A 25,799-nucleotide genomic window follows, 5' to 3' on the forward strand; every position below is an offset into this window, starting at 1 on the left:
AGTCACATTTTGAGTCGTTTCAATACCCCTGCCACAGTTTCCTCCGGCGGGATCTTCGGTGAGCCCGGAAAGCCTGGTCCTGGGAGCCTGGGCAAGGTCTTGACGTGACTGGAGTCACCGCTTATCGTCATGAAACGATTCAATAACCCATCGCGCCGCCGTCCCGGTCGCGTCCCCGATCCCCGCACGGAAGATGTGAAACCCATGACTGCATTCGACGACATCGCGCCCCAGCTGGCCGCCCAGGCCATCGAGCTGCCCTCGTGGGCGTTCGGCAACTCGGGGACCCGGTTCAAGGTCTTCTCCACCCCGGGCACCCCGCGCACGGTCGAGGAGAAGATCGCCGACGCCGCCACGGTGCACCGGTTCACCGGACTGGCCCCGAGCGTCGCCCTGCACATCCCGTGGGACCAGGTGGACGACTATGGGGCCCTGGCCCGGTACGCGGCCGACCAGGGGGTGGCGCTGGGCACGATCAACTCCAACACCTTCCAGGACGAGGCGTACAAGTTCGGCTCCCTCACCCACTCGGACCCCGCAGTGCGCCGGAAGGCCGTCGACCACCACCTGCGGTGCCTGGAGATCATGACCGGGACCGGCTCGCGGGACCTGAAGATCTGGCTGGCCGACGGCTCCAACTACGCCGGCCAGCAGGACCTGCGTGGACGCCAGGACCGGCTGGCGGAGTCGTTGGCCGAGATCTACGCCCAGGTCGGGGCGGAGCAGCGGCTGGTGCTGGAGTACAAGTTCTTCGAGCCGGCGTTCTACCACACCGACGTCCCGGACTGGGGGACGGCCTGCGCCCAGGTCACCGCCCTCGGGGAGCGGGCGCTCGTCTGCCTGGACACCGGCCACCACGCCCCCGGGACCAACATCGAGTTCATCGTGATGCAGCTGCTGCGGCTCGGGAAGCTCGGCTCCTTCGACTTCAACTCCCGCAACTACGCCGACGACGACCTCATCGTGGGCGCGGCGGACCCGTTCCAGCTCTTCCGCATCATGGTCGAGGTCATCCGCGGCGGGGCCCTGGACCCGGACTCGGGCGTGGCCTTCATGCTCGACCAGTGCCACAACGTGGAGGAGAAGATCCCCGGCCAGATCCGCTCGGTGCTCAACGTCCAGGAGATGACCGCCCGCGCCCTCCTGCTGGACCGGGTGGCCCTGACCGCCGCCCAGGAGGCCGGCGACGTGCTCGGCGCCCACCAGGTCCTGATGGACGCCTTCTACACCGACGTCCGCCCGGCCCTGGCGGACTGGCGCGAGGCCCGCGGCCTTCCGGCGGACCCGATGGCCGCCTACGCCGCCTCCGGGCACCAGCAGCGCCTGGCCGCCGAGCGCGTCGGCGGCACCCAGGCCTCCTGGGCTTCCTGACCTCACCCCCTGCACACCACCTCGCAGAGAGACACCTGATCATGCAGACCACCACGCACTCCGTCGTCGCCGACCTGATCGTCCGCTCCAACCGGCTCGGCGCGGACCCGAAGAACACCAACTACGCCGGCGGGAACACCTCCGCCAAGGGCACCGCGACCGATCCCGTCACGGGCGAGGGCGTCGAGCTGCTGTGGGTCAAGGGCTCCGGCGGTGACCTCGGCACCCTCACCGAGAGGGGCCTCGCCGCGCTGCGGCTGGACCGGGTCCGCGCGCTGACCGGCGTCTACCGCGGGGTCGAGCACGAGGACGAGATGGTCGCGGCCTTCGACTACTGCCTGCACGGGGCGGGCGGGGCGGCGCCGTCCATCGACACCGCCATGCACGGGCTGGTCGACGCCCCGCACGTGGACCACCTGCACCCCGACTCCGGCATCGCGGTCGCCACCGCCGCCGACGGGGAGCGGCTCACCGCCGAGATCTTCGGCGGGAAGGTCGTGTGGGTGCCCTGGCGCCGCCCCGGCTTCCAGCTGGGCCTGGACATCGCGGCGATCAAGGACGCGAACCCGGAGGCGATCGGGTGCATCCTCGGCGGGCACGGCATCACCGCCTGGGGCGCCACCAGCGAGGAGTCCGAGCAGAACTCGCTGTGGATCATCCGCACCGCCGAGCAGTACATCGACCAGCACGGCCGGCCCGAGCCCTTCGGCCCGGTCCTGGACGGCTACGGGGCGCTGCCCGAGGCGGAGCGTCGGGCCAAGGCGGCGGCCCTGGCCCCGGTGATCCGCGGGCTGGCCTCGCACGACCGTCCGCAGGTGGGCCACTTCACCGACGACGCCCGGGTGCTGGAGTTCCTCGCTGCCGCCGAGCACCCGCGCCTGGCCGCACTGGGCACCTCCTGTCCGGACCACTTCCTGCGCACCAAGGTCAAGCCCCTGGTCCTGGACCTGCCCGCCGGCGCCCCGGTCGAGGACTGCGTCGTACGGCTGAAGGAGCTGCACGAGGCCTACCGCGCGGACTACCAGGACTACTACGACCGTCACGCCGGCCCGGACTCGCCCGCGATCCGCGGGGCGGACCCGGCGATCGTGCTCGTCCCCGGGGTGGGCATGTTCTCCTTCGGCAAGGACAAGCAGACCGCCCGGGTGGCCGGGGAGTTCTACCTCAACGCGATCAACGTCATGCGCGGGGCCGAGGGCATCTCCGCCTACGCCCCGATCGACGAGGCCGAGAAGTTCCGCATCGAGTACTGGGCCCTGGAGGAGGCCAAGCTCCGGCGCATGCCCGCGCCCCAGCCGCTGGCCACCCGGATCGCCCTGGTCACCGGGGCGGCCTCGGGCATCGGCAGGGCCATCGCCACCCGCCTGGCCGCCGAGGGCGCCTGCGTGGTCATCGCCGACCTGGACGCCGAGAAGGCCCGCGCCGCGGCCGCGGAGCTCGGCGGGACCGACGTGGCCGTCGGCGTCGCCGTCGACGTCTCGGACGAGGCCGCCGTGCAGGCCGCGATCGAGGCGGCCGTGCTGGCCTTCGGCGGGCTGGACCTGGTGGTCAACAACGCCGGCCTGTCGCTGTCCAAGCCGCTGCTGGAGACCACCGAGGCCGACTGGGACCTGCAGCACGACGTGATGGCCAAGGGCTCCTTCCTGGTCTCCAAGAACGCCGCCCGCGTGCTCATCGCCCAGGGGCTGGGCGGGGACATCGTCTACATCTCCTCGAAGAACTCGATCTTCGCCGGGCCCAACAACATCGCCTACTCCGCCACCAAGGCCGACCAGGCCCACCAGGTCCGGCTGCTCGCCGCCGAGCTGGGCGAGCACGGGATCAAGGTCAACGGCATCAACCCGGACGGCGTGGTGCGCGGCTCCGGGATCTTCGCCGGCGGCTGGGGCGCCAAGCGCGCCGCGGTCTACGGCGTGCCGGAGGAGGAGCTGGGCGCGTACTACGCCCAGCGCACCCTGCTCAAGCGGGAAGTCCTGCCCGAGAACGTCGCCAACGCGGTGTTCGCCCTGTGCACCGCCGACTTCTCCCACACCACCGGCCTGCACGTGCCCGTCGACGCCGGCGTGGCCGCCGCCTTCCTCCGGTGAGCCCGGTGCGCACCACCGCGGCGGTCGCCGCCGTCGACCTCGGGGCCACCAGCGGGCGCGTGATCCTCGGCGGCCTCGTGGACGGGCGGCTCCGGATGCGCCACGTGGCCCGCTTCCCCAACCAGCCCGTGCGCCTGCACGAGGGGGACCGGGCCGGGCTGCACTGGAACATCACCGAGCTCCACCGGTCCGTGACCGCCGGGCTGGCCCAGGCCCTCCGCCAGGAGGACGACGTCGCCTCCGTCGGCGTCGACTCCTGGGCGGTGGACTACGCGCTGCTGCGCCACGGACGGATGCTCGGGGTGCCCTACCACTACCGGGACGAGCGCACCGCCGCCGGGGTGGCGGCGGTGCACGCCCGGGTGGGGCGGGAGGAGCTGTACCGGCGCAACGGGCTGCAGCACCTGCCGTTCAACACGGTCTTCCAGCTCGCCGCCGACCGGCTCGCCGGGGACCTGGCCGTGGCCGACCGGGCGCTGCTGATCCCCGACCTGATCGGGTACTGGCTGACAGGGGAACAGGTCGCCGAGGCCACCAACGCCTCCACCACCGGTCTGCTCGACGCCCGCACCGGGCAGTGGGACACCGGGCTGCTGGACGAGCTCGGGTTCGCCCGGGAGCTGCTCGCCCCCGTCGTCGCCCCCGGCACCACGATCGGTGCGCTGCTGCCGGCGGTGGCGGCCGAGCTCGGCGCCGGCCCGGGTCTGCCGGTCACCGCCGTCGGCTCCCACGACACCGCCTCCGCCGTGGCCGCCGTGCCGAGCACCGCCGAGGACGCGGCCTTCATCTCCTCCGGGACCTGGTCGCTGGTCGGCATCGAGCTGGACGCCCCGGTGCTCGGCGAGGAGAGCCGGGCGGCGAACTTCACCAACGAGGGCGGGGTGGACGGGCGGGTCCGCTACCTGAAGAACGTCTCGGGGCTGTGGCTGCTCACCGAGTCCATGCGCACCTGGGACGGGCCCGGCGCCACCGACGCCCAGCGCAGCAGCGACCTCGCGGCCCTGCTCGCCGAGGCCGCCGCCGTGACCCGCCCCGTGGCCGTCTTCGACGCCACCGACGACCGCTTCACGCCCCCCGGCGACATGCCCGCACGCATCACCGCCTGGTGCCGGGAGCACGACGTCGAGCCCCCGCGCGGCCGCGCCGAGGTGGTGCGCTCGATCCTGGAGTCCCTGGCCGCGGCCTACGCCACCACGATCGAGCAGGCCGAGCGGCTGTCCGGGCGGAGCATCCGCACCGTGCACGTGGTGGGCGGCGGCTCGCAGAACGCCCTGCTGTGCCAGCTCACCGCCGACCGCACCGGCCGCACCGTGCACGCCGGCCCCGTGGAGGCCACCGCGATCGGCAACGTCCTGGTCCAGCTGCGGGCCGCCGGCGTCCTCTCCGGCACCCTGGAGGCCCTGCGGGAGCTCGTGACCCGGACGTTCGAACCCGTCCGCTACGAGCCGCGGGTGCTCAGCCCCGCCCGCCGGTCGTGAGTGATCTGTGGCACGGTGAGGAGCACGCCCCGGGAGAAAGCGACACCGCCATGACCGACGCCACCCGGACCTCCGGCCGGGCCGCCCGCCTCACGGAGCTCGTCGACCGGCTCTCCCTGGCGGAGAAGGTCCACCTGCTCACCGGCGAGACCGCCTTCACCCTGCCCGGCAACGAGAGGATCGGCCTGGCGGCCCTGGCCTTCTCGGACGGTCCCACCGGCGTCCGAGGGCTGACCTTCGTCGGTGGGGACGCCGTGGCCCTGTTCCCCAGCGCGACCCTGATCGCCGGGGCCTTCGATGACGGGATCGCCGAGGAGGTGGGGCGGATGCTGGCCGAGGAGGCCCAGCGCCAGCACATCCACGTGGTCCTCGGTCCCACGATCAACCTGCACCGGACCCCGCTGGGCGGGCGGCTGTTCGAGGCCTACTCCGAGGACCCGTACCTCACCGGGCGCACGGCGGCCGCCTACGTGCGCGGCATGCAGGAGCGCGGGACCGCCGCCTGCCTGAAGCACCTGGTGGCCAACGAGTCCGAGACGCTGCGCAACTTCATGGACTCCCGGGTCCCGGAGACCGCACTGCGCGAGCTGTACCTGCTGCCCTTCGAGATGGCGGTCCAGGACGCGGGCGCCTGGTCGATGATGGCCGCCTACAACGATGTCAACGGGGTGGCGGCCACGGAGCACGACCACGTCCAGAACGGGATCGTCAAGGGCGAGTGGGCCTGGGACGGGCTGATCATGAGCGACTGGTTCGCCACCAAGCGCACCGCGGCCTCCGCCAGCGGCGGCCTGGACCTCGTCATGCCCGGCCCCGGCGGGCCCTGGGGCGAGCGCCTCGTGACCGCGGTCCGGACCGGTGAGGTCGCCGAGGAGACGATCGACGACCACGTGCTGCGGCTGCTGCACCTGGCCGAGCGGGTCGGCGGGCTCACCCCGCCGGGGCGGCAGTCCCGCCCGTGGGCCCAGGACCTGCCCGCGGTGGACTCCCCGCAGCGGAAGGAACAGCTGCGCCGGATCGCCGTCCGGGGCATGACGGTCGTGGCGAACGACGGCGTCCTGCCCCTGGCCGTGGAAGGGGATGCCGGCCAGGACGTGGCGCTGATCGGACGGCACGCTATCGACACCGTGGACATGGGCGGGGGCTCGGCGGTCGTGAACCCGCCCTACCTGTCCACGATCGCCGAGGGGCTGGCCGCGCTGCTCGGGGACCGCGTGCGCGTGGCCGACGGACCGGCCGTGCGGACCCGCCCGGTCCCCGCGGACCCCGCCTTCCTCACGGATCCGGCCACCGGAACCCCGGGGATGCAGGTGGTGCTGCTCGGCGCCGACGGCACCGAGCTCACCCGGTACCACTCCGACTCCCCGGCGATCTCGCTCGACGGGCACGACGACCTCGGCGAGGTCCCGGCCACCGCGGTGCTCACCACCATCCTGGCCAACGACGCGGGACCGGTGCGGCTGGGCGCCGTCGGCGCCGGGCGCTGGGACCTGGTGGCGGAGGGGCAGGAGCTGTCGGCCGAGCTGCGCCTCGAGGGGCAGGACCCGGGCGAGGCGATGCTGCGCCCACCGGCCTTCGCCGAGACCGTGGAGCTGCCGGCTGCGGCCACCCTCACGGCCACCGTGGCGCCGGCCCCGGTCGACTGGCGGGAGGTGCTCCTGGGCGATCCGGGTCTGGGGCTGGCCGAGGAGAGCCACCTGCTGCAGATGACCACGGCGGGCAAGACGGCCCTGGTGGCAGCCCCGGCCCCGCGCCCCGACGACGACCTGCTCGCCGCCGCCGAGGCCGCGGCGGCCGCCGCCGGCACCGCCGTCGTCGTCGTCGGCCTGACCGAGGAGCAGGAGACCGAGGCCGCCGACAAGACGACCCTCGTCCTGCCCGGGCGCCAGGACGAGCTCGTCCGACGCGTGGCCGCCGCCGCCGAGCGGACCGTGGTCGTCGTCAACGCCGCCACCCCCGTGCTCATGCCCTGGCTGGACCAGGTGGACGCGGTGCTGGTGGCCGGGCTGCCGGGTCAGGAGGGAGGACACGCCGTGGCCGCCGCCCTGACCGGCGTACTCGAGCCCACCGGGCGACTGGTCACCTCCTGGCCCGCCGCGGACGGGGCGGCCCCGGCGTGGGGCGTGGTCCCGGACGGCGACCGGGCACTGAGCTACGACGACGGCACGTTCATCGGCCACCGCGGCTACCACGCCGGGCACGCCCCCGCCCCGCTGTTCTGGTTCGGGCACGGCCTGGGCTACGGCACCTGGGAGTACGGGACCGTGCGGGCCCGGGCGGGCGAGGGCGGACCGGTGGTGGACGTCGAGCTCACGAACACCTCGTCCCGGGCGTCGCGGGAGACCGTGCAGGTCTACCTGGACCCGGCCGAGGACGACCAGCCGATCCGCTTGATCGGCTACCAGGGGGTGGACGTCCCCAGCAGGGCCACGGCCGCCGTCAGGGTGCGCTGCGACGACAGGCTGCTCCGCCGCTGGGACGACGCCGCCGGCACCTGGGCACCCCTGGCCGGGGGCGGGGAGCTCGTGCTCGCCCGCGGGCTGGGCGACGTCCGGGCACGGGTTCCCCTGGCCTGACGGTGGGAACGTCTCTGCGCGCGGGGCCGCGGGACGTCGTGCCCGTCCGGACGCCCGGTGACGTGCCAGGACAGGCCCGTGGATCAGACCATGAGGTCGCGCCGCTCGAAGGCAGCGGCGCCCCCTGCCGCCGCCAGGACCGCCGGCGCGGCCAGCAGCCCCAGACCGGACCAGTCGACGCCGGCGGCCGGCGGTTCGGCGCCGATGTACCAGTGGAAGGGGGAGATCCGCTCCATCCAGGGCGCCTCCCCGACCCGGACCTCGAGGTCCACGCCGTGGAGGGACCCACCCATCCGATGCCGCCCCGGCGCCGAACATCCTCACGAGAGCACCCCATCGAGGAGGAGAAAGAGGCGTCATGGCCTTCGACATCGACCGGTTCGCCGAGGAGTCCACCAGTCTGCACTGGGAGGACCTGGGGCTCGAGGCCCTGCGCGAGGACCCCCTGCCCCCGGAGACGCTGCGCACGCTGCGGTACATGTGCGACGTCGAGTTCCACACCGTCTGCTACCTGCGGGACATGCTCGTCAGCCCCTCCCGCAAGGACCCCGAGGTCAGCACCTTCATGACCATGTGGAACCGGGAGGAGTTCTGGCACGGGGAAGCCCTCGCCCACGTGCTGTCCCTGCACGGGATCACCGTGGCCTTCGACGAGCTCAAGGCCAAGCGGGTCAAGCTCGGCTGGCGCGACCGCATCAACCCGGTGAAGCAGTCGCTGCTGTCCAACATCGTGGGCACCGACTTCGTCGCCGTGCACATGCTCTGGGGCGCGGTGAACGAACGCTCCGCGGCCGCCGCCTACCGGCGCCTGGCCGCGCTCGAGGACCACCCCGTGCTCGCCCCGCTGCTACGGCGCATCGCCGCGCAGGAGACCAAGCACATCGCGTTCTACACCACCCAGGCCCGGGCCCGGCTGCAGGACAACCCGAAGGCGCAGAAGCTCGCCCGCCTGGCCCTGCGCACCGCCTGGCAGCCGGTCGGCTCCGGGGTCTCGCCCGAGGAGGAGGTCACCCACGTCATGGGCCACCTCTTCGCCGGGGCCGAGGGCCGCCGGGAGGTCGAGGCCATCGACCGCCAGATCGCGAAGCTGCCCGGCATGGAGGGACTGACGGTGGTGGCCGACGCCCTGGACGCCCGGGGCGTGGCCGCGTGAGCGCGAGCAGCATCTCCGCGGTGGGCGGCCCCCGGTCCGACGTGCGCGCACCCGGGTTCGACGTGCGCGCCTACGCGCGCGACCCGCACGCGCTGCGCCCGGCCGACCTCGACCTCCAGGCCCTGAACGACCTCGACCCCGGGACCCTGGAGGTGCTGGCGCACCTGTGGTGCGTCGAGCGCGGCCTGCTGGACCGGCTGCGGGACCTGCTGGTCACCCCCACCCACGCCGAGGCCCGGGTGACGGCCTTCCTCACCGCGTGGGCCTACGAGCAGCACTGGCTCGCCGAGACCCTGGGAGCTGTCCTGGCTGCCAACGGCCGCACGGCCCGGGAGCCCGCCGACACGCCCCTCGGCCGGGCCCGGCGGACCTGGGACGAACGGGCCCGGCCCGCGCTCGGCGCGGTCTCCAGCAATCTGCTGGGCGCCGAGACCACCGGCGCCCAGATGGTCACCGGAGGACTCGACACCGCCGTGCTCGCCGCGGTCTACCGGCGGCTGGGGGCAGTCGAGCCCCGGCTGGCCGGTACGGCCCGGAAGATCGTGGGACTGAAGGAGCGGCACCTGGCGTTCTTCGCCGAGGAGGCCGGAGCGCGACTGGACCGCAGCGCGAGCGCGCGTCGGCTCGCCCGCTCCGGGGTGGCCCGGTGGCGGTGGCCCGGCACCCGCTACGGCGACCCCGGTCCGCACCGGGCGTGGGTCAGCCGGCTGTTCGCGGACCCGGCCGCCCGTGCCGACCTGCTGGCGGTCGACGAGGACCTCGCCGCGCTGCCCGGTCTGGCCGGCGCCCGCCCGGTTGCCGCGGCGCTGGGACGCCTCGACCGGGGCTGAGGCGCCCCGGCAGGGGAGCTACATCTCCTCCTTCGGGGTCATCAGCACGAAGACCTCCTGGTCGGGTCCCGCGACGGCTGCCATCCGCCCGTACTCGAAGTCGGAGGGCTCCTGGACGACCGACCCCCCGGCCTCGCGCACGCGGCGCACGGCGGCGTCGACGTCCTCGACCTGGAACGCGACCGACCAGCCGGGCCGGGCGTCACCGGCCGCGGGGTCGAGACCGCCGATGCCGCCGGCGGGCATCTGCCCGCCGGGAACGGTGAACAGGGCGTAGGGCATCCGGTCGTCGCCGATGTCCTGGTAGGCGTAGCCGAAGACCGCGGCGTAGAAGCCCTGGGCGGCGGCGGGATCACCGGTCATGAGATCGCACCAGACCACCGCGCCGGGCTCCCCGTACGCCTCGAAGCCGGTGTGCTCGTGGGCCTGCCACATGCCGAAGCCCGCCCCGGTGCGGTCGACCCACATCCCCATGGAGCCGAAGGCCCCGACCTCCATGGGCTCGAACACCGGGGTGGCCCCGGCCTCGACCGCCCGGGCGGCATGGGCGGAGATGTCCTCGGTGGCCAGGTAGACCGACCAGACGTGCGGGGCGTCGGCCATGCCCTCCATGGTGGGGGAGAGCCCGGCGACGGCCCGACCGCCGAGCAGCGCGTTGCAGTAGCCGCCGTACTCGGGCTGGGACTCGGAGTAGGTCCAGCCGAGCACGTCGCGGTAGAAGGCCTGGGTGCGGCCCAGGTCAGAAGCCATCAGGTCCACCCAGCAGGGCGTGCCGGCCGGCCAGGGTTCGGTGTGCGTGGTCATGGCGAGGGTCCTTCCGGGAAGCGGGTGCAGCGGTGCCGCCGGGGGTCCGCCACGGCGTCCGGGACCCGGACACGGTTTGGTGTGACCTCCGGCACGTTCCAGGCTAGGCGCCCGCTCGGACGCGCTACCGGGTCCGCTCAGCCGGCCGAGCGGCCCAGCCGCTCCCCGTGGTGGAGGTGGCCGGGGACCGTGCCGGTCAGCACGGTCCCGGCGAGCGCCTCGCCGAGCGCGGGGGCCTGCTTGAACAGGTTGTGCCCGGCGAGGGCGGTGAGCCCGTCCTCGGACCAGATCCCCACGCCGTCGTCGCCCCAGGGCAGCCGGGTGACCCAGCAGTGCACGTGGTCCACCGGGCGCGGGTCCAGGCCGGGCAGGGCGCGCCGCACGTAGGAGACGGTCCGGTCGGCCAGGGCGGCGAGCGCCGCGGGATCGGCGAGGCCGCCGTCCGGGTGGGCGGGCGTGTCGGCGCTGAGGCCCACCGAGAAGTGGCGGCCGTCCGGATAAGGCGCGGCGTACACGCCGGTCTCGCCGAAGGCCCCGCTGCCGTCCTGGAAGGTCGGCAGGCCTCGAGCGACACCAGAGGGCGCTCCGTCCGGGACCGAACCGTGAAGGGCCGGTCCGTCCGGGGCCAGGGCGAACGTGAGGCGGACGTGGGCGCCCACCTCCACGGGCAGGTCGAGCCCGGCGCCGCGGGCCAGCGGGGCGGTGCCCCGGCCGGCGCACAGCACCACGTGGTCGTAGGTCTCGCAGGTGGTTCCGGTGCGCACCTCCACCGCTCCCGTGCCCGTGCGCCGGACCGCGAGCACGTGCTCGCGCAGCATCGACCCCTCGAGCCGGCGCGACAGCGCCGCGACGGCGGCGAGGGTGCGGATGGCACCGCCGCGGACGTCGAGCATCGCCGGGCCGGTCCAGTCGGCCAGCAGCGGCAGCCGCTCGTGCAGCTCCTCGGGCGGCAGACGCCGCACGGGGACGTCCTCGAACGGCTCCAGGGCGCGGAGCTTGTCCTCGACTCCGTCCCCGATCGCCACGGCGCCGTCGGGGGAGACCAGCTCGACGCCGAACTCCTCCTCCCACTCCCGCCACAGGGCCCGGCTGCGGGCGACCAGCGCCACCAGCCGGGGGTCCTCGTGGGCGTGCCGGAAGATCCGGCCCTGCCCGGCGGACTGCCCGCTGCCGGGCGGCCCGGACTCGTACAGGGTCACGTCGGCGCCGCGCGCCCGCAGGGCGTGGGCGGCGGCCAGGCCCACGATGCCCGCGCCGACCACGGCCGTGCGGGTCACCGGAGGACTCCGGGGACGCTCGTCACGCCGGTCGGGCGCGCTGCCGTCCGGGCGCTCAGCCGTCCTGCCCGGGGTCGGTGCTCTCGCCGAGGATGTCGTCGAAGGCCTCCCGCACGGCCTGCCGGGTGGCCAGGCGCACGCTCGCCGCGCCCTGCTTGTCCGCGGTGTCGGCGTTCTCGATGTTGCTGCGCTCCTCGCGCTCCTGCTCCAGGGCGTGGTCCCGGGCGGAGCGGATGCGGTCCATGATCTCGTTGGCTTCCATGGTCTCCATCCCATCACGGCCGTCCGACATTGAACAGGGGACTGATCAGTTTTCGCGGGCCGCCGGGTCCGCTGCGGCGTCCGCGGCGAGCTCGGGGGAGCTCCCGCCGACCATGACCACGGCGCTCGCGGCCACCACCAGGCCCATGCCCACGAGCTGCGGGCCCGTGAGCGCCTGCCCGAGCACCAGCAGCCCGGCGAGGGCCGCGACCGCGGGCTCCAGGCTCAGCAGGATCCCGAAGACCTTGGGCGGGATGGCCCGCAGCGCGAGCAGCTCAAGGGAGTAGGGGACCACGGAGGAGAGCATCGCGATCCCCACCCCCGCGCCCAGCACGCCCCACGTCAGGGCGGGGACGTGCGCCGTGAGGACCCCCACCGGGGTGACCAGGACCGCCGCCACGACCAGGGCCACGGCGAGACCGTCCAGCTGGTCGAAGTGCCGGCCCGCGGACCGGCTGCCCAGGATGTAGGCGGCCCAGCCCGCCCCGGCCAGCGCCGCCCAGGCGATGCCGGCGAGGTCGAGCTCCGGCCACGGCACGGTGAGGGCCTGGGAGATGAGCACGATCCCGCCCAGGGCCGCCGCCACGGCGAGGACGTCCCGGCCGCGGCGGGAGAGCACGGCGGACAGGGCGAGCGGGCCCAGGAACTCGATGGTCACGGCCACGCCCAGCGGGAGGGTGGCCAGGGACTGGTAGAACGCGAAGTTCATGCCGGCCAGGGCCGCCCCGAAGAACAGACCGGACCGCCACGCCTCCCGGCTCCGGCCGCGCAGCCGCGGCCGGATGACGGCCAGCATGATCGCGGCGCTGATGAGCAGCCGCATGGTCACCGTGGCGGACGCCCCGATCAGGGGCACCAGGACGGCGGCGAGGGCCCCGCCGAACTGGACGGAGACGACGGCGGCCAGCACGTAGAGGGTCGGGCGCAGCCGGGGGCCGCGGGCGGGAGCGAGGGTGGTCACCCGTTCAGGGTAGGGCTCCCCGGCGGCTCTGCCGTCACCGGCGCTCGCCGAGACGCAGGGCGCCGTGCACGGGATCGCGCTCGAGCACCCGCAGCTCCCCGAGACCGCGGGCCGCGGCGGCCTGCTGCAGCCGGTCCCGCAGCAGCGGCTGGTGCCGTGCCAGGCCACCGCCCACCACCACCGGGCCGGTCAGCTCCAGCCGCCGGGACACGGTGGCGGCGAGGTCGGCCAGCGCCCCGGCCGCGCGCTCCACCAGCTGCAGGGCGTCGTCGTCGTGCGCCGCGGCCTCGAAGGCGACCCGGGAGAGCCCGGCCCAGAACCCGCGGTCCACGCCGCTGTGGAAGCGCTCGATGAGCTGACCGGGCTCGGGAATCCCGCATTGCGCCAGCACCGCCCGGTCCAGGGCGTCGGGCCGCAGCCCGTCGTCGAGCCGGGCGAGGGCGCGGCGCACGAGCTCCCGGCCCAGCCAGTAGCCGCTGCCCTCGTCGCCCAGCAGGTGCCCCCAGCCGCCGGCGCGCGCCTCCCGGCCGTCCGGGGCGGCGCCCCAGGCGGCGGAGCCGGTGCCGGCGATGACCGCGATGCCGGTGCTGCACCCGCCGGCGGCCAGGACCAGCCGGGTGTCGTGCACGACGACGATCCGCGCCGCCCCCGTGTGCGGGGCGATGAGCGCGCGCAGCGCCTCGGCGTCCGCGGGCGTGTCGACGCCGCCCGCCCCTGCCACGACCACGTCCGCGGCGGAGGCGCCCAGCTCACCGAGGACGCCGGCCAGGGCGCGGGAGGCCTGGGCGGGACTGACGTTCTGCACGTTGGCGCTGCCGCCGACGACCTCCTGCACCGGGCGGCCGTCCTCGGCCCGCAGGCCGTGGGTCGTGGTGCCGCCGATGTCCAGGCCGATGAGGATGCTCATGGGTCCATCCTGCCGTGCGCGGCCGGGCCGGCCCAGGGCACGACGACGCCCGACCGGGCGCCGGTGCGAACCGGCCCGATCGGGCGTCGTGGACCGTGTCCGGTCAGGCCGCGAGGGCCAGGGGCGCGGGGCGCAGGCGGCAGTCCTCGAAGGAGAACAGCCGGCGGACGCCGGTGCCGGCCTCCAGGACCCACAGGACGCCCAGGGGGTGCGAGACCTGCCCCACGGTGCCGACGCAGCTCTCGTAGAACTCGTCCCAGATCTCGAGCCGGTCGCCGGGCTGGATCTGGCTCAGGTCGGTCATCCACTTCTCAGCAGCGGTCATTCCGCCACCTCCCATCAAGTCTTCGTTCGTGTGTGCTTCCATGGTGCACTGTCCGCGGTGACCTGCGCAGCGACCCCGATTTGACAAACGGCCCGCGGGTCTTGAGCTTCGTCACACCCCCGTCCGGTCGGCAACCTGCAACGGTTGCCCGGAGGGTGCCGAGGGCGGCGTTCTGTGACGGCCGTCCCGGCCGGGCGCGTGAACAACAACACGTCACGAAATCGTCGTCGCACACCGTCATCCGTGTCGTGCGCGCCCTCGTGCCGGGTGCTCAGCCCTCGGAGCCCTGCGCTCCGTCCGGATCGGCCGGCTCCCGCAGATGCCGGTCGAAGAACGCGACGATCCGGCGCCGGGCGTCCTGGGTGGCCGGGTCGTCGTAGGCCGTGCGGCTGAACCGGCCGAGCACCCGCAGCATCGGCGAGAGGTCCTCGGGGTCGTGGTCGTTCATGAAGCCGTGACCCACCCCGGGGTAGATCCTGATGTCGTGCGCCACCTCGGTCTCGGTGAGGATGCCCTCCAGGCGGCGGCCGGCGTCGGCGCCCAGGGGAGTGGTGTCCGCCCCGCCGTAGCTGCCCACGATGGGGCAGGCGTCCGGGAGCCACTGCTCGGCGCCCTCGGGGCACCCGCCGTAGTTCGTGCTCGCGGCCGAGAACCCGTGCTCCACGGCGAGGGCGAGCGCGTAGCCGCCGCCCATGCAGAAGCCGACGACCCCGATCCGGCCCGTGCAGTCGGGGCGCGCGGCGAGCCAGGACCGCGCCGCCTCGACGTCGTCGAACGTGCGTCCCCGGCGGGCGCCGATGTCCTTCATGATCGTGCGCAGGCAGCGGAGCCGGCCGCCCCAGTAGAAGAGGTCCGGGGCCACGGCGAGGAACCCCTCGCCCGCCAGCCAGTCCGCCTGGTGGCGCAGGTCCTGGCTCATCCCGGTGAAGTCGTGCACGAGCACCACCCCGGGCCAGGGCCCCGGGCCGTCGGGCACCGCCACGTGGACGGGCATCTGCCCGTGACCGGTGGCCACGAGGACGTCGCTCATGGCCCGTCAGGCCTGCCGGGCGTGCACGGCGTCGGCGGAGCCGGCCGCCACGAGCCGCTTGCGGTAGGACATGCCGCCGACCAGCGCCACCACGAACAGCACCGACATCACGACGAGCAGCGGCCACGGGCCGAACTGGTAGATCAGCGGCACCGAGGCGGCGGTGATCAGCCCGCCGCCGAAGAACGGCTCGAAGAACAGCTGCTTGTAGCCGAAGGCCTCCATCGCCGGGCTCTCGTCGTGCGGGTCGGCGATGCGCATCAGGATGAGGCCGGTGGCGGTGACGCCCATGGACTGGCCGAAGTCCGCGATGCCGCGCTCGAGCCAGTAGTCGGGGATGACCTTGGGCACGAAGAGGAGCAGGAAGCCGGTGCAGAAGACGACGCCGGCGACGGACAGGACCAGGAAGACCTCCCAGTTCGCGGCGATCGCGGTGAGGGACAGGGTCGCGATCGCGGCGAGGATCAGGAAGTCGAGGGCGAGCCCCTGGATGCGCAGCATCATCTGGTGGTCCAGCAGGTGGCCGATGCCCCGCCAGTCCATCACCAGCTGCACCACCACGCCGCCCAGCATGGCGAGCGGGAACAGGGGCACGAACGCGAGCAGCTCCACGGTGTCCGCCCAGAGGGCCTGCTCGACCCACTGCAGGGCCGTGAGGATGAGGTAGCCGATGAGGATCGCGATGCCCACCACGGCCACGTGCAGGGTCAGCGGCTCGATCGAGGCCGGCCGGGAGGTCATCATGGCCGCGGGGATGTTCTCGTCCCGGCGGTAGAGGCCCTTCTGCTCCTCGACGGACTGCTCCACGTTGCCCTTGAGCACCTTGGTGCGGCCGGTGCGCACACCCCAGTTGATGACGGCGATCCCGATGACGATGCCGCCCACCAGACCGATCGTGGCCATGCCCAGGGCCAGGTCCGCGCCCTCCTCGAAGCCGAGCTCCTCCATCACGGGGCGCATCCCGGCCGCGGTGCCGTGGCCGCCCTCGAAGCCGATCTCGATGAGGGCCCCGGCCATGGGGGAGATCCCGAACAGGGGACCGAGGACCGCGATCACCAGCAGCAGGCCGACGACGTACTGGCCGGAGCCGAAGGCGAGACCCACCGACAGCTGCGGGCCGGCGAGCCGGGCGACGCGCCGCGGACCGGGGATGGACGCCCCGAGGAAGAGCGTCGCGAAGACCACGCTGATGAGCAGGCTGGGCAGGGCGGCCCAGACCTCGAGGATCTCCGGGGTGAACACGCCCCCGTCCGCGAGCCAGCCGACCCCGGCGGCCTCCCCGACCCGGCCCAGGACCTGGGGCCCGGCGAGCAGGGCGAGGAAGCCCGCGATGATGGAGCTGGGCAGGAAGATCTTTTGGATCCACCGCACCCGGACCCGCAACCACTTCCCCACGAGGAACAGCGCTGCCAGCAGGATCAGGGCGAAACCGACGTGGTTGGGGCTCATGGCGGGCTCCTGGGTCGAAGGCTCGTGCGGTCGGGCCAGTCTACGCACGCGTGTCCGGCGGCACACCCGGGGCCGCCGGGGCGGGCGCCCGCCCCGGTACCCTGGCAGGCGTCCCCTCTTCCCCTGCCCAGGAGCACCTGTGACGCCCTCGTCGCCCCCGGACCGTCCCTCGACACCGCCGGCCACCACGACCACCGCCACGACCACCGCCACGACCACTCCCGGCGGGGAGGTCCGCCGCAGCATCCCGGGCAACGTGGTGCGCGGCGCGCTCATCGGCGTGGTCGAGACCGTCCCCGGGGTCAGCGGCGGCACCGTGGCCCTCGTGGTCGGCATCTACGACGAGCTCATCAACTCCGCCGGGCACGTGGTCTCCGCCGGCAGGCGGGCGCTGCTCGGGCCCGACCGCGCCGCCGGGGTGCGGCATCACCTGGCCCGGGTGCACTGGCGGATCGTGGTGCCCGTGGTGATCGGCATGGTCGCGGCCCTGCTCACCGTGGCCGGGCCCATGAGCCACCTCGTCGAGGAGTACCCCGTCACCATGCGGGCGCTGTTCTTCGGCATGGTCCTGGCCTCCATCGGGGTGCCCCTCCGTCTGGCGGGCGGGGCCCTGCGGGCCCGGGACGCGGCCGTCGTGGCGCTCGCGGCCGTGCTCGCGTTCGTGCTCGTGTCCGTGCCGCCCACCACGGTGGCCCCCGCGCCGCTGCTCATCGTGCTCGCGGCCATGGTCGCGGTGTCCGCGCTGCTGCTCCCCGGGCTCTCCGGCTCCTTCCTGCTCCTGACGATCGGGCTCTACCAGCCGACGCTGCGGGCCGTCGACGAGCTCGACCTCGGCTACCTGTCCCTGTTCTTCCTCGGGGCGGCCCTGGGCATGGTGGTCATCGTCAAGGGCCTGCAGTGGCTCCTCGACCACCACCACCGCGTCACCATGCTGGCGCTCACCGGGCTCATGCTCGGCGCCCTGCGCACGCTGTGGCCCTGGCAGCTCGAGGACCGCACGCTGCTCTCCCCCGAGGGGGACTGGTGGGTGCAGCTGCTCGCGGCGGCGGCCGGCTGCGTCGTCGTCCTCGCTCTGCTGGCCGTCGACGCCCGCACCCGGGCGCGCACCGGGCACGGCTCCCAGGAGGAGCTCGCCGGCGTCGAGTCCGGCGACGACGCCGCGGACAGCACCCGGTAGACGGCCCCGGGCCGGCCGCGACAGACTGGCGGGAGACACCCCGCCCGCGGCTCCCCCGGAGGAGGTCCGGCAGCGCCCATGGAGCACCTCATGCACTTCTCCCGGGAGTTCCTGAAGGCCCTGCGGAGTCTGCTGCCCATCGTGGTGGTGGTCGTGGTGTTCCAGCTGGCCGTGTTCCGGGAGGTCCCGGAGCAGCCCCTGCGGCTCGTCGCCGGGCTGCTGGTCGTGGGCATCGGCATCGCCCTGTTCCTGCAGGGCCTCGACCTCAGCGTGTTCCCGGTCGGCAAGAACCTGGCCAACCAGTTCGCCCGCCGCGGCGCCCTGGGGCTGCTGCTCCCGTTCGGCTTCGCCATCGGCTTCGCCGCCGTGGTCGCCGAGCCCGCACTGATCGCCGTGGCCGAGCAGGCCGAGCTCGTCAGCGAGGGACGGATCAGCGCCCTCGTGCTGCGCCTCGTCATTGCCGTGTCCGTGGGCGCGGTGCTCGTCCTCGGCATCCTGCGCATCCTGCGGGGCTGGGCGGTGCAGAGGCTGCTGCTGCCCGGCTACGTGCTCGTCCTCGTCGCCACGTACGTCGCCCCGCCGGAGATCGTGGGCCTCGCCTACGACTCCGGCGGCGTCACCACGAACATCGTCACCGTGCCCCTGATCGCGGCCATCGGGATCGGTCTCGCCAACTCGATCCGGGGCCGCAGCGCGCTCTCGGACGGCTTCGGCCTCGTGGCCCTGTGCGTCATGGTGCCGATGATCGGCGTGCAGCTGTACGGGATCTGGGTCTACACGTTCGGCGACGTCGCGGCCGTCGGCGCCGCCGGGTCCGGGGGCGCCCCGGTGCACTGGGCCCTGGAGCACGTGCTGGGGCTCGCGGAGATGGTCCGGGACGTGCTGCCCATGGTGCTCGTGGTCCTGTTCTTCCAGTACGTGGTGCTGCGGCGCGGCGTGGCCCACCCGCTGCGGGTCGCCGTGGGCTTCGTGATGGTCCTCGTGGGGCTGTACGCGTTCGTCGTCGGCCTCAAGATGGGGCTCTTCCCCATCGGGACGATCATGGCGGAGCAGCTGATCGAGCGCGGGGCGCCCGCCCTCATCCTGCTCTTCGCCCTGCTCATCGGCTTCGCCACGACCATGGCCGAGCCGGCCCTGGTGGCCATCGGCCAGCAGGCCGAGGCGGCCTCGCCGGGCCGGATCAGCGGTTCCGCCATCCGGCTCGTCGTGGCCGTCGGCGTGGCGGTCGGCATCACCCTGGGCGTGTACCGCATCCTCGTGGGAGCACCGCTGCACTACGTGATCATGGCCGCCTACGCCGTGGTCATCGTCCTGGTCCTGCTGGCACCGAAGCACATCGTGGCCCTCGCCTTCGACCTCGGCGGCGTCACCACCTCGGAGGTCACCGTGCCCCTCGTGACCGCCCTCGGCATCGGGCTCGCGGGCGCGATCGAGGGCCGGGACGTGCTGATCGACGGCTTCGGCCTGATCGCCTTCGCGTCCATCTTCCCGATCATCTCGGTGCTCGGGTACGCCATGATCCTGGAGAGGGTCCCCCGCCTGCAGAAGGAGCCGACATGAAGTTCACCGCCGTGGTGGTCATCGCCCCCGACGAGCTCGAGGACACCGTCATCGAGCAGGCCCAGCGCGCCGGGGCCACGGGGGTGACCATCCTTCCGGGCAAGGGCATCGGGGGTGAGACCAAGCGCACCTTCTTCGGCCTGACCTTCGAGGGCGCCCAGACCGTGCTCCTGATGGTCGTGGGCACGCACCTGGCCACGCCCATCCTCAAGGTGATGCACGACCTGCTCGTCGACGGCGGCGGCGGCTCCCGCGGCATCGCCTTCAGCATCCCCATCGACCACCTCACGGGCATCGACATGCAGCAGGTCGCCCGGTTCGAGGAGCACATGCGCCGCGAGGGCGCCTGACCCGACGCCCGTTCGAACCCCGATCGAGCTCCGTCCGAGATTCCCACCGTCCGAGATTCCCAGGAGGAACCCCGTGCTGACCGTCAAGGACGTCATGGTGCGCGACGTCATCACCATCTCCCCCTACAGCACCCTGCGGGAGGCGCTGTCGACCATGAGCACCCGCCAGGTCAAGAGCCTGGTGGTGGAGCCGCAGCACCCCCACGACGGCTACGGGCTGCTCAGCTACAGCGAGCTGCTGCAGGCCATCGTGGCGGAGGAGGGGGACGTGGACCTCCTCAACGTCTACGACGCCGCGGTCAAGCCGGTGGTCACGGTCGGCGAGGACCTGTCCGTGAACCAGGCCGCGGCGCTGATGACCCGTTTCCGGCTCAACCGCCTGGTGGTGGTCCAGGGCAACGAGCTCATCGGGCTGCTGGCGATGAACGACATCCTGGCGCGGCTGATCAGCGAGCTCACCTGACCGGCCCGCCGGCAGGGGCGGCTGCGGGTCAGCCCGCGGGCGGGCGCCATGCCTCACCCGCGTCGAGCGCGGCCATCAGGCGCGGGCCGGCGGCCTCCTCCACGACCTCGCGGGGGCCGACGACGACGAGCAGCGACCTCGCGCGGGACATGCCCACGTAGACCATGTGCTGGGCCCGGGCCATGTCCTGGAAGCCGTTGACCGCCAGGACCACGGCCGAGCGTTCGAGGCCCTTGAAGCCCAGGACGTGCCCGTAGAAGACGTCCTCCTCCGCGAAGTGCCCGTCCCAGTAGGCTCCGAAGCCCTCCGTGTCCACGATCTCCCGCTGCACCGGGTGGCGCCTGCCGGTGGTCAGCAGCGCGATGCGGCCCGGGTCCCACCCCTCGTCCTGGAGGGCGACCACGGCGTCGTCGGCAAGCTCCAGGACCGCCCCCGGCTCGACGTCGACGAACCGCACCGCCGGGCCCTCCCCGTTCCGGCACCGCTGCGGCTCCCGGGCCAGCGGGGCGAAGGCCCGGGCGATGGTGGCCGTGTTGCGCAGGTTGTCGTCCAGCGGGAACGGGTTGAGGTCGATGGGGGCGTGCCCGTCCCGGTCGAAGATGCGCTGGTGCTCGTCGGTGAACACGAACAGCACGCCCCGGTCCGGGTCCTCGAGGCACTGGACCAGCGCCTCCCACCACAGCTCCCCGAAGTCCTGTCCCTCGTCCACGACGATCGCGTCGAACCGGTCCCCGTCCGGACGGGCGGCGGCCAGCTCCCGCAGCCGCTGGGGGAGCCGGTGCTCCCAGTAGTCGGGGTCGTCGTCCTCGCCGGGCTCCGCGCCCCATTCGACGGGCAGCCGGTGGAACAGCCCGATGTACGCCGGGCGCTCCTCCTCCGGCCACGCCCGGGACATCAGCTCGAAGTACCGTGCGAGTCCCCGGGAGTAGCACACGAGCGCCGTGCGGTGCCCGTCGCGGGTCAGCCGGCGGGCCTTGAGCATGGCCAGGTGGGTCTTGCCGGAACCGGCGCCTCCGGTGATCTGCGCGCGGTGCTGCCACCGCAGCAGGGACAGGGTGCGCTCCTGCTCCCGGGTGAGCTGGTTGCCGGAGTCCTCGAGCTCCCGGGCGAGGTCCTGCACGTTGCACAGGGACAGGTGGGTGCGGCGCAGGTTCTTGACGATCAGCTCCACGGTGATCGCATCCGGTGGGCGGTAGGCCTGCGTGCTGCGGCGCAGCACCTGGTTCAGCCGTCCGGCGATGCCGTCCAGGTCGGTGCGGTCGAACAACCGGTCCCGCGGGGCGTCGGGGACGTCCCAGTCCCCGGGCAGGCGCGTGTAGGGCAGAGCAGCGAAGAACGTGGTCCGCCCGCCCCCACGGGACAGCCGCGGCGCCAGGTAGTCCAGGAGGGCGTGCATCCCGGACCGGGCCTGCTCCAGCGGCGACCGCTTCAGCCGGTGCGCCCCACCCCGGCCGGACTGGTGCCACTGCCCGTTCCGGACCGAGACCTCCCCGCCCTTCACCTCGATCACCGCGTTGCCCACACCCGGCCACAGCACCAGAAGATCCAGTTCCGCCTCGACCTCGTCCCCGGTGATGCGCTGCCCCGAGATCAGCACCGCGTCCTCGGGGAGCTGGGCCCGCAGCGCCTCCCAGACGCACTGCTCCGCCTCGAAACCGGGCGGGAACTCCGGGGACTCCGGGAAGGTCTGCGGCATGGCCCCAGGCTACCCAGGATGTGCCATCGCAACCGGGAGGCAGTGCGCCGTCGCGTGACGAGGCGCGATCCGCGACCCCCTCGTGCCGGCGGGTCGGCATCTGCCGGTACGAGCGGCGCAATCCGACGGAACGCGACCCCTCGCGGTGGCAGGAGACGGAACGCGGCCCCTCGCGGCGGCGGGGGAGGCGGAGCACGGCGAAGGGCCCCGGTGTCGACTGCGACACCGGGGCCCTCCGGGTGGTTCGACGGCTGAACCGTGCTGCTACATTCCGTCCTTGAAGTTCTTGCCCGCGTCCTTGACGTTCTCGCCGGCCTGCTTGGCGCTGCCGGACAGCTTGTCCGCCTGGCCCTCGGCCTGGAGGTCGCGGTTGTCGGTGGCGTCGCCGACCTTTTCCTTCGCGGTGCCGCCCGCCTTCTCCGCGGCGTTGCTGATCTTGTCTCCGAGTCCCATGGGCTCTCCCTCCGGTCGGTGAACAGGTGCTACCAGCGTAGACCCCTCAGCATGCTGAGGGAACAGGCAGGGCGCCCCGGAAGGGGTCATTCCCCCCAGGGCGAACAGCGCCCGTTCAGCGCTCCGGGACGTCGAGGCCGGCCGCGGTCAGGCGCTCGCGCAGCCAGGCCGGGATCCTGCGGTCCATCCTCCGGTAGCGCCCGAGGTGCCGGCGCCAGTCCTCCGCGGCGACCGGGTGCGGGGCGTGCGCCGGGAGGGCGGGGTCGTCGTCGTAGTTGAGCACGAGCTCCACCCCGGGGTGCTGCCAGCGCCGCCCGGCCACGGTGACGATCAGCGTGGCGGACAGCCACGACCCGTCCACGAGGTCGGCGTAGTCCTCCTGGAGGGCCCGGGCCAGCCGGCGAGGGGTGCTGCGCAGGCCCTCGGCGTCCACGGGCCGGCGGGTCGTGCGGTCGCCGCGGACCTCCCGCACCTGCAGGCGCAGGTCCCGGCCCACGCTCAGGACGTCCAGCACGAGCGCGTCCCATCCGGGCTCGGTCCCGTGGGCTCGGACGAGCCACCGGGCCAGCCGGTCGATGGTCCTGCGCTGCCGGGGGCTCTGGAGTCTGTCGGTCCGCACGGCCACACGCTAGCAAGCGCCGGGCCGGCGGCTCAGTCCGCCGTGATGACCACCTTCACCGCCCGGTGCTGCGCGGCGTTGCCGAACAGCTCGTAGGCCTCCTCCATCTGGGACATGGTGAAGCGGTGGGTGGCCATCGCCTTCGCGTCCAGCCGGCCGGAGCGGACCATGTTGAGCAGGCTGCCCACGGTGCGGCAGTCCACGAGCCCCATGTTGATGCGGACGTTGGAGATCCACATCCGGTCCAGGGGCAGCTCCACCGGCTTGCCGTGCACGCCGGCGTTGGCCACCGTGCCGTAGGGCCGGACCACGTCCAGGCAGGTCCGGAAGGTCTGGGGCACGCCCACGGCCTCGATGGCCACGTCCACGCCGAGACCGTCCGGGGACAGCGCCCTGATCCGCTCGACGGCGTCCGGGTCCCCGGCGTTGACCTTGTCCGTGGCCCCGAGCTCGAGGGCCTTGTCCATCCGGTTCTCGTCGAGGTCCACGGTGATGACGCGCCCGGCGCCGCAGAGGTTCGCCGTCATGACCGCGCCCAGGCCCACCGGCCCCGCGCCCACGATCGCGACCGTGTCGCCGGGCTTCGTGTTGCCGTTGAGGATGCCGATCTCGAAGCCCGTGGGCAGGGCGTCGGTCAGGAACAGGACGTCCTCGTCGTCGAGACCCTCCGGGACCTTGTGCACGGAGGTCTCCGCGAACGGCACGCGCACGTACTCGGCCTGCGTGCCGTCGATGAGGTGCCCGAACACCCATCCCACGCCGCCCAGGGTCTGGCAGTGGGAGGGCTGGTTGTTCCTGCAGTAGGAGCACTTCCCGCAGTTGGTGACCGCGGGGATGATGATCCGGTCGCCGGGCTCCAGCCCGGTCACGGCGTCCCCGACCTCGGTGATCGTGCCGACCGCCTCGTGGCCGAGGACCCGGCCGTCGACGACGGCGGGGACGTCGCCCTTGAGGATGTGCAGGTCGGTGCCGCAGATGGTGGTCGTGTCGACCTTCGCGATGACGTCGGTGGGGTCCTGGAGGGTCGGGTCCGGGACCTCCTCCCAGGCCTTGCGGCCCGGTCCGTGGTAGACGAGTGCCTTCATGGGGTCCTCCTCGGTCGCCGGTCCGGCGGGCTGCCGGGCCGCCCGTCCTCATCGTAGGCGCGAGGATCCCGGGCCGGCAGGGCTCACTGGTAGGAGACGAACCATGGCTGCGGCTCGATCGCGGACGTCTCCTCCGGCGTGAAGGTGGGCGTGTCCTCGTCGTAGAAGTTCTTCCACGCCATCCGGATCCCCTCCGGCAGGCCCTGCTGCAGCCGCTCCCACGTGCCCGTCTTCAGCTCCGGGGTGCCGTGGCCGTCGGCGTGCAGGACCAGCGCGAGCTCCGGGCGGGAGGCGTCCACGAGGTGGCGGTTCGTGATCATCGACTCCGCGAACTGGTGCAGGACCACCACCTTCTGCGGCAGGTCGTGGTCCCGGGTCAGGCCGGCGAGCCACGCCGTGGTCGCGTTGATCTCCGCGGCGTCCACCGAGCCGATCTGCACCATGTGCACCTGGTCCGGTCCCAGCCGCCACTCCGGGTCCAGGGCCAGGCCCACGTTGGGGAGCTCGAGCAGCTCCTGGTACTGCTGCGCCTGGCTCAGGAAGTCCTGCCGGCCGGGCTGGAGGTCCAGCACCACGTAGACGCCGTGCTCCGCCGCGGCCTCCACGTACGGGCGCAGCTCCTCGACCGGGAGCTCCTCGGAGTAGTCCCCGTCCTCGCCGGGGCCCGCGGAGGCCGTGGTCGCGATGATCTCGAACGCGGGGACCACCGGCACGTCGCTGAAGGGCTCGTACTGGGCGGCGAGCTCCTTCGCCCGGACGGCCGACTCCTCGGGGCCCTGCTCCCCGAGCACGCCCAGAGCCGGGGTCCCGGGGCGGCCGTAGAGGGCCACCATCCGCCGGTCGGGGAACACCTCGGTGCCCCCGCCGATCAGCTCCGCGGGCTCCTCGGGCACGGGGGTCGGGGAGGGGGCGGCCGACGACGGCGACGCGTCCGCCGCCGGTGTCGCCGCCGAGCCGCTGCCGGCGCCCTGGGCGCAGCCGGTCAGGAGGAGCGCGGCGCACAGGGCCGGGACGAGGGGGCGGGGCAGCGGCGAGCGGGTCATGGTCTGTCCTGGGGCCGAGGGGCAGGGGGGTCCGCCCAGCCTACGCACCGGCCGGTGCGCCGGACGGGAACAGGACCCGGAACGGTGCCGGCCGCGGCGCAGGTGCGTCACGCGGCGACCCGGGCGGTCCCGGACCCCACGACCCGGGCAGCCCGGGACCCGGTGGCCCGCCGGACCTCAGGCGGTGCCGGACTCCCCGGGCCCGCCCAGCTCGCCCAGCTCCTCGAGCAGCCGCAGGCCGCGCTCGGCCCAGGCGATCTCCTGGTCGGCGCGGGCCACCTGCCCCTCGTAGGCGAAGACCTTGAACCGGGTGATCCGCTCCCACTGCTCCTCGGGATTGGCCGCCAGCCGGCGCGCCAGCGTGGGGCTCGTGCGGTCCTGGAGCGCCCTGATCTGCTGGAGGGCCTGCGCGCGCTGGTCCCGGTAGTGCTCGATGTGGGCGTGCAGCTGCGCGGCCGCGGCGCCGGGGGAGGCCCACTCGAAGTAGGCGGCCCGCAGGTGGGCGGGATCCCGCTCCCGGACGTAGCCGAGCGGCTGGTCCTGCCACTGCCGCAGGGCGCGCTCGCCCTCGGGCGTGATCGAGTACTCCGTCTTGGTGGCCCCGCGCGAGCCCCACGGGACGGGCCGGCTCGTGAGCAGCCCCTCCGCGTGCATCTTGCGCAGCTCCGGGTAGATCTGCGAGTCGGGGGCGTGCCACACGTGGCCCACGGAGGAGCTGAACTGCTTGACCACGTCGTAGCCCGTCAGCGGCCCCGAGGAGAGCAGTGCCAGCAGGGCCGAGCGGAGGCTCACGGGCGGTTCCTTCCGTCGCAGCAGGGGTCGTCCTGCTGAGCCTAGCCGGGAG

At 73.6% G+C, this 25,799-nt stretch carries 25 protein-coding genes; 10 read left to right on the top strand and 15 right to left on the bottom strand.

The features are described from left to right. The first annotated feature begins 204 nt into the window (after nucleotides 1-204). Genes rhaI through E7Z53_RS04295 form a run of 4 tightly spaced genes read left to right on the top strand, consistent with a single transcriptional unit; the run spans nucleotide 205 to nucleotide 7,512 of the window. A complete protein-coding gene (gene rhaI, locus E7Z53_RS04280; protein WP_176337271.1) occupies nucleotides 205-1,371 on the top strand; it encodes an L-rhamnose isomerase in 1,167 nt (388 codons plus the stop codon). 41 nt (nucleotides 1,372-1,412) lie between these two features. Further along, nucleotides 1,413-3,458 carry a bifunctional rhamnulose-1-phosphate aldolase/short-chain dehydrogenase gene (locus E7Z53_RS04285; protein ID WP_017834023.1) on the top strand — a complete coding sequence of 682 codons (2,046 nt, stop codon included), beginning with the start codon at nucleotides 1,413-1,415 and terminating at the stop codon, nucleotides 3,456-3,458. 5 nt (nucleotides 3,459-3,463) lie between these two features. Beyond that, complete coding sequence (locus E7Z53_RS04290; RefSeq protein WP_017834022.1) at nucleotides 3,464-4,936, top strand: rhamnulokinase; 1,473 nt, start codon at nucleotides 3,464-3,466, stop codon at nucleotides 4,934-4,936. A 50-nt stretch (nucleotides 4,937-4,986) separates the two neighbouring features. Next, on the top strand, nucleotides 4,987-7,512 hold the full coding sequence (locus tag E7Z53_RS04295; RefSeq protein WP_176337272.1) for a glycoside hydrolase family 3 protein: 2,526 nt from the start codon (nucleotides 4,987-4,989) through the stop codon (nucleotides 7,510-7,512). Nucleotides 7,513-7,595: 83 nt separating this feature from the next. Here E7Z53_RS04295 and E7Z53_RS04300 read toward each other — a convergent pair whose 3' ends face one another. After that, nucleotides 7,596-7,805 carry a hypothetical protein gene (locus E7Z53_RS04300; protein ID WP_176337273.1) on the bottom strand — a complete coding sequence of 70 codons (210 nt, stop codon included), beginning with the start codon at nucleotides 7,803-7,805 and terminating at the stop codon, nucleotides 7,596-7,598. A 65-nt stretch (nucleotides 7,806-7,870) separates the two neighbouring features. Here E7Z53_RS04300 and E7Z53_RS04305 point away from each other — a divergent pair, with 65 nt between their 5' ends. Both E7Z53_RS04305 and E7Z53_RS04310 read left to right on the top strand, forming a co-directional pair. Beyond that, complete coding sequence (locus tag E7Z53_RS04305) at nucleotides 7,871-8,665, top strand: ferritin-like domain-containing protein (RefSeq protein ID WP_115163143.1); 795 nt, start codon at nucleotides 7,871-7,873, stop codon at nucleotides 8,663-8,665. After that, nucleotides 8,662-9,495: a hypothetical protein gene (locus tag E7Z53_RS04310; RefSeq protein ID WP_176337274.1), complete on the top strand. Its 834-nt coding sequence runs from the start codon at nucleotides 8,662-8,664 to the stop codon at nucleotides 9,493-9,495. The genes E7Z53_RS04305 and E7Z53_RS04310 overlap by 4 nt, the downstream gene beginning before the upstream one ends. 18 nt (nucleotides 9,496-9,513) lie before the next feature. Here E7Z53_RS04310 and E7Z53_RS04315 read toward each other — a convergent pair whose 3' ends face one another. The 8 genes from E7Z53_RS04315 to E7Z53_RS04350 all read right to left on the bottom strand — a co-directional run bounded on the left by E7Z53_RS04315 (nucleotide 9,514) and on the right by E7Z53_RS04350 (nucleotide 16,509). Next, a complete protein-coding gene (locus tag E7Z53_RS04315; RefSeq protein ID WP_109221851.1) occupies nucleotides 9,514-10,299 on the bottom strand; it encodes a VOC family protein in 786 nt (261 codons plus the stop codon). 137 nt (nucleotides 10,300-10,436) lie between these two features. After that, on the bottom strand, nucleotides 10,437-11,576 hold the full coding sequence (locus E7Z53_RS04320) for an NAD(P)/FAD-dependent oxidoreductase (RefSeq protein WP_126350470.1): 1,140 nt from the start codon (nucleotides 11,574-11,576) through the stop codon (nucleotides 10,437-10,439). Nucleotides 11,577-11,631: 55 nt separating this feature from the next. Next, nucleotides 11,632-11,838 carry a hypothetical protein gene (locus E7Z53_RS04325; protein WP_017834015.1) on the bottom strand — a complete coding sequence of 69 codons (207 nt, stop codon included), beginning with the start codon at nucleotides 11,836-11,838 and terminating at the stop codon, nucleotides 11,632-11,634. Between the two features lie 45 nt (nucleotides 11,839-11,883). Then, a complete protein-coding gene (locus tag E7Z53_RS04330) occupies nucleotides 11,884-12,798 on the bottom strand; it encodes an EamA family transporter (protein ID WP_095649915.1) in 915 nt (304 codons plus the stop codon). Between the two features lie 34 nt (nucleotides 12,799-12,832). After that, nucleotides 12,833-13,705, bottom strand: coding sequence for an N-acetylglucosamine kinase (locus E7Z53_RS04335; protein WP_095649914.1), 873 nt, complete (start codon nucleotides 13,703-13,705; stop codon nucleotides 12,833-12,835). 103 nt (nucleotides 13,706-13,808) lie between these two features. Further along, nucleotides 13,809-14,030, bottom strand: a complete 222-nt coding sequence (locus E7Z53_RS04340; RefSeq protein ID WP_035925329.1) for a hypothetical protein — start codon at nucleotides 14,028-14,030, stop codon at nucleotides 13,809-13,811. Between the two features lie 271 nt (nucleotides 14,031-14,301). After that, the gene (locus tag E7Z53_RS04345) at nucleotides 14,302-15,060 is read right to left on the bottom strand and encodes a dienelactone hydrolase family protein (RefSeq protein WP_095649913.1); all 759 of its coding nucleotides are present in this window, start codon (nucleotides 15,058-15,060) and stop codon (nucleotides 14,302-14,304) included. A gap of 6 nt (nucleotides 15,061-15,066) precedes the next feature. Next, on the bottom strand, nucleotides 15,067-16,509 hold the full coding sequence (locus tag E7Z53_RS04350; RefSeq protein WP_126350468.1) for a sodium/glutamate symporter: 1,443 nt from the start codon (nucleotides 16,507-16,509) through the stop codon (nucleotides 15,067-15,069). A 139-nt stretch (nucleotides 16,510-16,648) separates the two neighbouring features. Here E7Z53_RS04350 and E7Z53_RS04355 point away from each other — a divergent pair, with 139 nt between their 5' ends. From E7Z53_RS04355 to E7Z53_RS04370, 4 genes are all read left to right on the top strand, one after another. Beyond that, nucleotides 16,649-17,686 (top strand): DUF368 domain-containing protein, encoded by a 1,038-nt coding sequence (locus E7Z53_RS04355; protein ID WP_176337275.1) that lies wholly within the window; start codon nucleotides 16,649-16,651, stop codon nucleotides 17,684-17,686. Nucleotides 17,687-17,764: 78 nt separating this feature from the next. Further along, nucleotides 17,765-19,246: a DUF1538 domain-containing protein gene (locus E7Z53_RS04360; RefSeq protein WP_144836388.1), complete on the top strand. Its 1,482-nt coding sequence runs from the start codon at nucleotides 17,765-17,767 to the stop codon at nucleotides 19,244-19,246. Continuing rightward, nucleotides 19,243-19,596, top strand: a complete 354-nt coding sequence (locus E7Z53_RS04365) for a P-II family nitrogen regulator (RefSeq protein WP_035925343.1) — start codon at nucleotides 19,243-19,245, stop codon at nucleotides 19,594-19,596. The genes E7Z53_RS04360 and E7Z53_RS04365 overlap by 4 nt, the downstream gene beginning before the upstream one ends. Nucleotides 19,597-19,669: 73 nt before the next feature. After that, complete coding sequence (locus E7Z53_RS04370; protein ID WP_144836389.1) at nucleotides 19,670-20,059, top strand: CBS domain-containing protein; 390 nt, start codon at nucleotides 19,670-19,672, stop codon at nucleotides 20,057-20,059. A gap of 28 nt (nucleotides 20,060-20,087) precedes the next feature. Here E7Z53_RS04370 and E7Z53_RS04375 read toward each other — a convergent pair whose 3' ends face one another. From E7Z53_RS04375 to E7Z53_RS04400, 6 genes are all read right to left on the bottom strand, one after another. Further along, complete coding sequence (locus E7Z53_RS04375) at nucleotides 20,088-21,755, bottom strand: NERD domain-containing protein (protein WP_176337276.1); 1,668 nt, start codon at nucleotides 21,753-21,755, stop codon at nucleotides 20,088-20,090. A 264-nt stretch (nucleotides 21,756-22,019) separates the two neighbouring features. Beyond that, entirely contained in the window at nucleotides 22,020-22,208 is a 189-nt protein-coding gene (locus E7Z53_RS04380) for a CsbD family protein (protein ID WP_017834007.1), read from the bottom strand. A 115-nt stretch (nucleotides 22,209-22,323) separates the two neighbouring features. Next, nucleotides 22,324-22,827, bottom strand: coding sequence for a hypothetical protein (locus E7Z53_RS04385; protein ID WP_126346885.1), 504 nt, complete (start codon nucleotides 22,825-22,827; stop codon nucleotides 22,324-22,326). 32 nt (nucleotides 22,828-22,859) lie between these two features. Then, nucleotides 22,860-23,912: a zinc-dependent alcohol dehydrogenase family protein gene (locus E7Z53_RS04390; RefSeq protein WP_095649908.1), complete on the bottom strand. Its 1,053-nt coding sequence runs from the start codon at nucleotides 23,910-23,912 to the stop codon at nucleotides 22,860-22,862. An 83-nt stretch (nucleotides 23,913-23,995) separates the two neighbouring features. Then, nucleotides 23,996-24,955: a hypothetical protein gene (locus E7Z53_RS04395; RefSeq protein WP_126346886.1), complete on the bottom strand. Its 960-nt coding sequence runs from the start codon at nucleotides 24,953-24,955 to the stop codon at nucleotides 23,996-23,998. Nucleotides 24,956-25,132: 177 nt separating this feature from the next. Next, the gene (locus E7Z53_RS04400; RefSeq protein WP_035925357.1) at nucleotides 25,133-25,747 is read right to left on the bottom strand and encodes a PadR family transcriptional regulator; all 615 of its coding nucleotides are present in this window, start codon (nucleotides 25,745-25,747) and stop codon (nucleotides 25,133-25,135) included. Nucleotides 25,748-25,799 lie beyond the last annotated feature (52 nt).

Origin of the sequence: Kocuria salina, assembly GCF_013368965.1 — a bacterium.
Taxonomy (GTDB): Bacteria; Actinomycetota; Actinomycetes; order Actinomycetales; family Micrococcaceae; genus Kocuria; species Kocuria rosea.

Coding starts and splice junctions, on each gene's coding strand:
- rhaI (WP_176337271.1), top strand. CDS start 205: ATGACTGCATTCGACGACATCGCGCCCCAGCTGGCCGCCCAGGCCATC.
- E7Z53_RS04285 (WP_017834023.1), top strand. CDS start 1,413: ATGCAGACCACCACGCACTCCGTCGTCGCCGACCTGATCGTCCGCTCC.
- E7Z53_RS04295 (WP_176337272.1), top strand. CDS start 4,987: ATGACCGACGCCACCCGGACCTCCGGCCGGGCCGCCCGCCTCACGGAG.
- E7Z53_RS04300 (WP_176337273.1), bottom strand. CDS start 7,805: ATGGGTGGGTCCCTCCACGGCGTGGACCTCGAGGTCCGGGTCGGGGAG.
- E7Z53_RS04305 (WP_115163143.1), top strand. CDS start 7,871: ATGGCCTTCGACATCGACCGGTTCGCCGAGGAGTCCACCAGTCTGCAC.
- E7Z53_RS04315 (WP_109221851.1), bottom strand. CDS start 10,299: ATGACCACGCACACCGAACCCTGGCCGGCCGGCACGCCCTGCTGGGTG.
- E7Z53_RS04325 (WP_017834015.1), bottom strand. CDS start 11,838: ATGGAAGCCAACGAGATCATGGACCGCATCCGCTCCGCCCGGGACCAC.
- E7Z53_RS04335 (WP_095649914.1), bottom strand. CDS start 13,705: ATGAGCATCCTCATCGGCCTGGACATCGGCGGCACCACGACCCACGGC.
- E7Z53_RS04340 (WP_035925329.1), bottom strand. CDS start 14,030: ATGACCGCTGCTGAGAAGTGGATGACCGACCTGAGCCAGATCCAGCCC.
- E7Z53_RS04345 (WP_095649913.1), bottom strand. CDS start 15,060: ATGAGCGACGTCCTCGTGGCCACCGGTCACGGGCAGATGCCCGTCCAC.
- E7Z53_RS04350 (WP_126350468.1), bottom strand. CDS start 16,509: ATGAGCCCCAACCACGTCGGTTTCGCCCTGATCCTGCTGGCAGCGCTG.
- E7Z53_RS04360 (WP_144836388.1), top strand. CDS start 17,765: ATGGAGCACCTCATGCACTTCTCCCGGGAGTTCCTGAAGGCCCTGCGG.
- E7Z53_RS04365 (WP_035925343.1), top strand. CDS start 19,243: ATGAAGTTCACCGCCGTGGTGGTCATCGCCCCCGACGAGCTCGAGGAC.
- E7Z53_RS04375 (WP_176337276.1), bottom strand. CDS start 21,755: ATGCCGCAGACCTTCCCGGAGTCCCCGGAGTTCCCGCCCGGTTTCGAG.
- E7Z53_RS04380 (WP_017834007.1), bottom strand. CDS start 22,208: ATGGGACTCGGAGACAAGATCAGCAACGCCGCGGAGAAGGCGGGCGGC.
- E7Z53_RS04390 (WP_095649908.1), bottom strand. CDS start 23,912: ATGAAGGCACTCGTCTACCACGGACCGGGCCGCAAGGCCTGGGAGGAG.
- E7Z53_RS04395 (WP_126346886.1), bottom strand. CDS start 24,955: ATGACCCGCTCGCCGCTGCCCCGCCCCCTCGTCCCGGCCCTGTGCGCC.